The organism is Microbacterium sp. Leaf351, assembly GCF_001423825.1.
Classification (GTDB): domain Bacteria; phylum Actinomycetota; class Actinomycetes; order Actinomycetales; family Microbacteriaceae; genus Microbacterium; species Microbacterium ginsengisoli.
Window position 1 is genome coordinate 29,646 of record NZ_LMPK01000002.1, and the last position, 5,211, is coordinate 34,856.

General features: G+C 71.8%; 4 protein-coding genes and 1 pseudogene. 4 read left to right on the forward strand and 1 reads right to left on the reverse strand.

The window, feature by feature from the left end:
• Window positions 1-613, reverse strand: a 613-nt coding sequence (locus ASG00_RS16035; protein WP_235559011.1) for a DUF7059 domain-containing protein, incomplete at its 3' end; no start/stop codon positions are given.
• 120 nt (window positions 614-733) lie between these two features.
• Here ASG00_RS16035 and ASG00_RS00615 point away from each other — a divergent pair.
• The 4 genes and pseudogenes from ASG00_RS00615 to ASG00_RS00625 form a co-directional block, all read left to right on the forward strand.
• Entirely contained in the window at window positions 734-2,944 is a 2,211-nt protein-coding gene (locus ASG00_RS00615) for a DUF6049 family protein (RefSeq protein ID WP_056206128.1), read from the forward strand.
• Window positions 2,941-3,294, forward strand: a 354-nt coding sequence (locus ASG00_RS16040) for a lipid II flippase MurJ (protein ID WP_327037446.1), incomplete at its 3' end; no start/stop codon positions are given. The genes ASG00_RS00615 and ASG00_RS16040, both read left to right, overlap by 4 nt.
• Window position 3,295: 1 nt before the next feature.
• Window positions 3,296-4,473, forward strand: a pseudogene (gene murJ / locus ASG00_RS00620) (murein biosynthesis integral membrane protein MurJ); the annotation flags it as partial.
• 94 nt (window positions 4,474-4,567) lie between these two features.
• Window positions 4,568-5,211: NAD(P)/FAD-dependent oxidoreductase (locus tag ASG00_RS00625; protein ID WP_235559012.1), on the forward strand; the 644-nt coding region annotated here is incomplete at its 3' end.

The following is a 5,211-nucleotide window of genomic DNA, read 5'->3' on the forward strand; positions in this document are numbered from 1 at the left end:
CTGCGAGCGCCGCGTTCAGGGCGGCGAACCGCAGGGCGCGGCTCGAGACATCCGTCGCCACCACGCGGTCCGCATACCGCCGCGCCCGCAGCGCCTGGATGCCGCACCCCGTGCCGATGTCGAGCACGGATGCCGCGGCCGCCGGCAGCTGCAGCGACGCGAGCGTGAGCGAGGCACCCCCGACGCCCAGCACGTGATCGGGGGCGAGCTCTCCGCCGAGGGCCGCCTCGTCGAGATCGCTCGCGATCCACCATTCGACCTCGCCGCGACCGTCGGCGAAGGCCTGCGGGCGTACGAGGGCGGTCGCGACGACGACCTCTCCGGCGACCTGCACGAGGTCGAGCGCGATGAGCCCGGCCACGCCGCACGCGGGGAACGCGGCCTCCACCTCGGCGACGGATGCCGCAGCCCCCACGCCGAGCAGGCGGCACACGACCGCGAGCGGGTCGGTGCGTCCCTCGAGCGCCGCGAGGGCGGGGCCGCGCAGCCCCTGCCCGATGGCCCGATCGGGCAGGTCGCCCCACGCGGCGCGCACGGCGTCGGTGCGGTAATCCGCGGCATCCAGATCCCGGGCGAGGGCCGCCGCCGCGGCGGTGTCTATGGAGACGGTCACCCGTCCATTCAACCGCGCGCGGGCGTCCGCTCGCCGCCTTCCCCGCGAGGCTCGGGGATGCCACAGCACCCGCCCGTAGAATCGCAGCCGACGTGCGCGTGGACCGCACCGACCTCTCTTATGACTGCGAAGCACACCTCGGCGGGGGACGCCCCCCGCGCACGCGCGCTCCTGCGTCGGGCGCTGCGCGCGGGCGCCGCGGTGCTGGCCGCCGCCGTGCTGCTCGCCCCTGCGGCACCGGCCGCCGCCGACACACCGTCGCCGTCACCGTCCGCGTCGCCGACCGGCACCGTCGCACTCACGCTCTCCCCCGCACAGGACGGACTCTTCCGCCCGGGCGAGTCGCTGGCAGCGTCCATCGTCCTCTCGAACACGACCGGTGCCGCCGTCGACGGCGGAGTCGCAACCCTCAGCATCGGGAGCGCGCCGTTCACGAGCCGCGCCGAGCTGTCGCGGTGGCTGTCGGGAACCGCGGATGCCACGACGCCGGCCGTGCTCGGAGCCACCGACCTCGGCACCACCGCGGAAGGTCAGACCGAATCGGCTTCACTCGTCATCGATCCGACCACCAGCGCGATCGCGACTCTCGCCGCGGGCGTGTACCCGGTGCGCGTGACCCTCGGCTCGTACGACGCCCGATCGGTCATCACCGTGCCGGACGCGACGACGGCCTCGGTCGCGCTCGTCGTGCCCATCAGCGCGGGCCCGCAATCCACCGCCGTGATCCCCGCCGACCGGCTCGCCACGCTGACCGCCACCGGCGGGCTGCTCGACGCGGAGCTCACTGCTGTCGCCGGAACCGCGGCGGTCCTCGCCGTCGACCCCGCCGTCGTCGCCTCGATCCGCGTGCTCGGCTCGTCGGCGCCGGCCAGTGCGCGCGCATGGCTGCAGCGGCTGATGACCCTGCCGAACGAGCGCTTCGCCCTGCAGTACGGCGATGCGGATGTCGCCACCCAGCTCGAGGCGGGACTGTCCCGCCCGCTCGCGCCGACCTCGCTGGCCGCCTACCTCGACCCGAAGAACTTCGGCAGCACCTCCCCCTCCCCGACGCCGACAGGCGGCCCGACGCCGACGCCGAGCGCGAGCGGCTCGACGACGTCGACGCTGCCGACGCTCTCCGAACTGCTGGCGATCGGGCCGTCCGACCCCTCGATCTACTGGGCACCCTCGGGCCTCAGCGACGCACAGACCGTCTCCGAGCTGAGATCGAGCGACGCTGCGGCGGTGTCCCTCGTGTCCTCCGTGAGTACGACCACGGGGGCGGACAACGCCACCGTCTCCGCGTCCGGCACCGTCGACGCGGCGCCCGTCGTGGTCTACGACGGCGAGATCTCATCCGCCCTCGGTCTCGCTGCCGCCACGGGTGACGCCAACCTGCGGGGCGCACCGCTGGCCGCGGCATCCGCCGCCCTCTTCTTCGCCGCGCACGACGCGTCGGGCTCCCCTCTCGCCGTCGTCGTCGACCGCACCGCCACCCGGTCAGCGGCCGGGGTCGGCGCTGCGGTCGCCGCCGTCACCGGGGGATCCGGGATCTCCCTCACCTCGCTCAGCGGCCTGATCAGCACCTCGGGAACTCCGCGCGCACTCGCGACCTCGACCATCGACGCGGCCCGGACGAGCGCAGTGACCTCGCTGCAGTCGCAGGCCGCGTCGATCGCGCAGTTCGCCACCGTGTTGAGCTCGCCCGCCCTGCTGACAGGTCCCGAGGACGCGGCGGCCCTCCAGCTCCTCGGCGGCTCGTGGCTGTCGGACCTCGACGGCTGGAAGGCAGCCCTGTCCGACCATGCCGCGGCCACGGCGACAACGCTCGGCTCGGTCGACATCACGCCCACCAGCAACGTGAACCTCTTCGCGAGCGGTGCGAACCTGTGGTTCGCGGTGCGCAACGATCTGCCCTATCCGGTCGACGTCACGCTCTACGCCACCCCGAACGACGTGCGCCTCGACGTCGACGCACGCGTTGAGGTGCACGCCGAGGCCTCGAGTGTGACGCGCGTCGAGGTACCTGTTCGGGCGCGCCTGGGCAACGGAGACGTGCGTATCGCGCTGCAGTTGCGCAGCGCGTCCGGGGTCGCGGTCGGCACCGCCCAGACGGTGGATGTCGCGGTGCGCGCGGACTGGGAGAACATCGGCCTCGTCGTGATCAGCGTGCTGGTGGCCGCGTTCATCGGCCTCGGCGTCATCCGTATGGTCCGCCGACGCCGACGCCTCTCGCGCCCGACAGCGACGACCGCCGGAGACGACGCAACCGACGCGACCGCTGATCCGGCGACCGGCGATCCGGCGACGACGGATGCCGCGGCCCCGGCCGACCCGAAGGACGCTCCGTGACCTCGTTCGGCCGCGCCAGCCTGCTGATCGGCGCCGGAACCGTGATCTCCCGACTGTCCGGATTCGTGCGCTCCATCGTGCTCGTGGCCGCGCTCGGTTCGGTCGGAAGCCGCGCCGCCGACGCGTTCTCGACGGCCAATCAGCTGCCGAACAACATCTACGCGATCATCTCGACGGGCATCATCACCGCCGTCGTCGTTCCGCAGATCGTGAAGGCGGCGAGCCACGCCGACGGCGGCCGTGCGTTCGTCTCCAAGCTGTTCACCCTCGGCACGACCGTGCTGCTGGGCGCCACGGCGCTCGCGATGGTGTTCGCCCCGCTGCTGGTCGTCGCGTACGCGCCGAACTACNACGGCCTCTATGCGCTCCTCGGCGAGACGCTCAACGCCCGCAACGCCTACGGTCCGTTCACGTGGGCGCCGATCATCAACAACGTCGTCTCGGTGGCGGGCTTCGGCGCGTTCATCGCGCTGTTCGGCCCGCAGACCGAGGTCACCGGCTGGACGCCCGGCATGGTGACGGTGATCGGCGCGACCGCCACCGGCGGTGTCGTCGCCCAGGCGATCGTGCTGCTGCTGTTCTGGCGGGGGGCGGGACTGAGCCTGCGCCCCGACTTCCGCTGGCGCGGGGTCGGTCTTCGCCACATCGGACGCCTCGCGGGCTGGACGTTCCTCATGGTGCTCGTGGGGCAGGCGGCCGGGCTCATCCAGTCGCAGCTGCTGTCCGCGGCATCCGGCTACGGCCCCGCCGCGACGACGTCGCAGAACATGTGGCTGCTGTTCATGCTGCCGTACTCGGTGATCGTGGTCTCGATCGGAACCCCCTACTTCACGCGGTTGAGCGAGCAGGCGCACGCCGGCAACATCGACGCGGTGCGCGTCGATGTGGGCCGCAGCATCACGATGCTCGGCCTGTTCATCGTGCTCGCCACCGCGGCGCTCGCGGCGGCGGCCATCCCCGCGGCCCGCATCTTCACCGATTCAGATGCGGACGCCCCCGCGGCGGCATTGATGCTGCTGTGCTATCTCGCCGGTCTCATCCCGATGTCGGTGCTCTACATCGTGCAGCGATCGTTCTACGCGTTCGACGACACCCGCACACCCTTCCTGTTCACGCTGCTGCAGGCGGTGCTGGTGGTGCTCACGGCATTCATCGCCTCGTGGACGCTCCCCCGGGAGTATCTGGGCGCCGGCATCGCACTGGGCCAGTCGTTCGCCATGCTCGTGCAGGTCATCGCCGGGGGCATCCTGCTGCGGCGCAAGATCGGCGACCTGCGGGCACGGGTCTGGCTCGGATCGCTCGCCCGCTTCGGCATCGCGGCCATCCCCGCGGGCCTCGCCGGCTACGGGGTGTTCCTGCTCGCCGGCGGTGTGCACGGCTGGATGGTCTCGGGGCAGATCCTGGGGGCTGTCGGAACAGCCGTGGTGGGGCTCTCGGCCACCGTCGTGTACGTGCTCGCCCTGGCGGTGCTGCGCGCGCCCGAGCTCGGCCCGGGCATCGCCCTCGTACGGCGGATCGTGCGTCGCTGACGGCCCCTCGCGGAATGTCCCACGGCTACCATGTGTTGACCGGTAGTGGCTGCGAGAGACATCCCCGCGGCCGATCGACAAGGAGAGTCCCCACGTGAGCAAGCTCATCATCATCGGATCGGGCCCCGCCGGATTCACCGCCGCCATCTACGCGGCGCGCGCCGAGCTGTCGCCCGTGCTGTTCGCCTCCTCCGTCGAGGTCGGCGGCGAGTTGATGAACACCACTGAGGTCGAGAACTTCCCCGGGTTCCCGGAGGGCATCCAGGGCCCGGAGCTCATGGCCAAGCTGCAGGAGCAGGCCGAGAAGTTCGGCACCACCGTGCGCTACGACGACGTCACCGCGCTCGACCTCTCCGGTGACGTCAAGCGCGTCACCCTCGGCAACGGCGCCGTGGAAGAGGCCGACGCGGTGATCTTCGCGACCGGCTCCGCCTACCGCAAGATCGGCATCGAGGGTGAGCAGCGCCTCTCGGGCCACGGCGTCTCGTACTGCGCGACCTGCGACGGGTTCTTCTTCCGCGAGCGCACCATCGCCGTCGTCGGCGGCGGCGACTCGGCGATGGAGGAGGCCACCTTCCTTACCCGCTTCGCGTCGAAGGTCTACGTGATCCACCGTCGCGAGGAGCTGCGTGCATCGAAGATCATGCAGCAGCGCGCCTTCGCCGACCCGAAGATCGAGTTCGTCTGGAACAGCGAGGTCGTCGACATCCTGGGTGAGGACTCGGTGTCGGGCGTGGT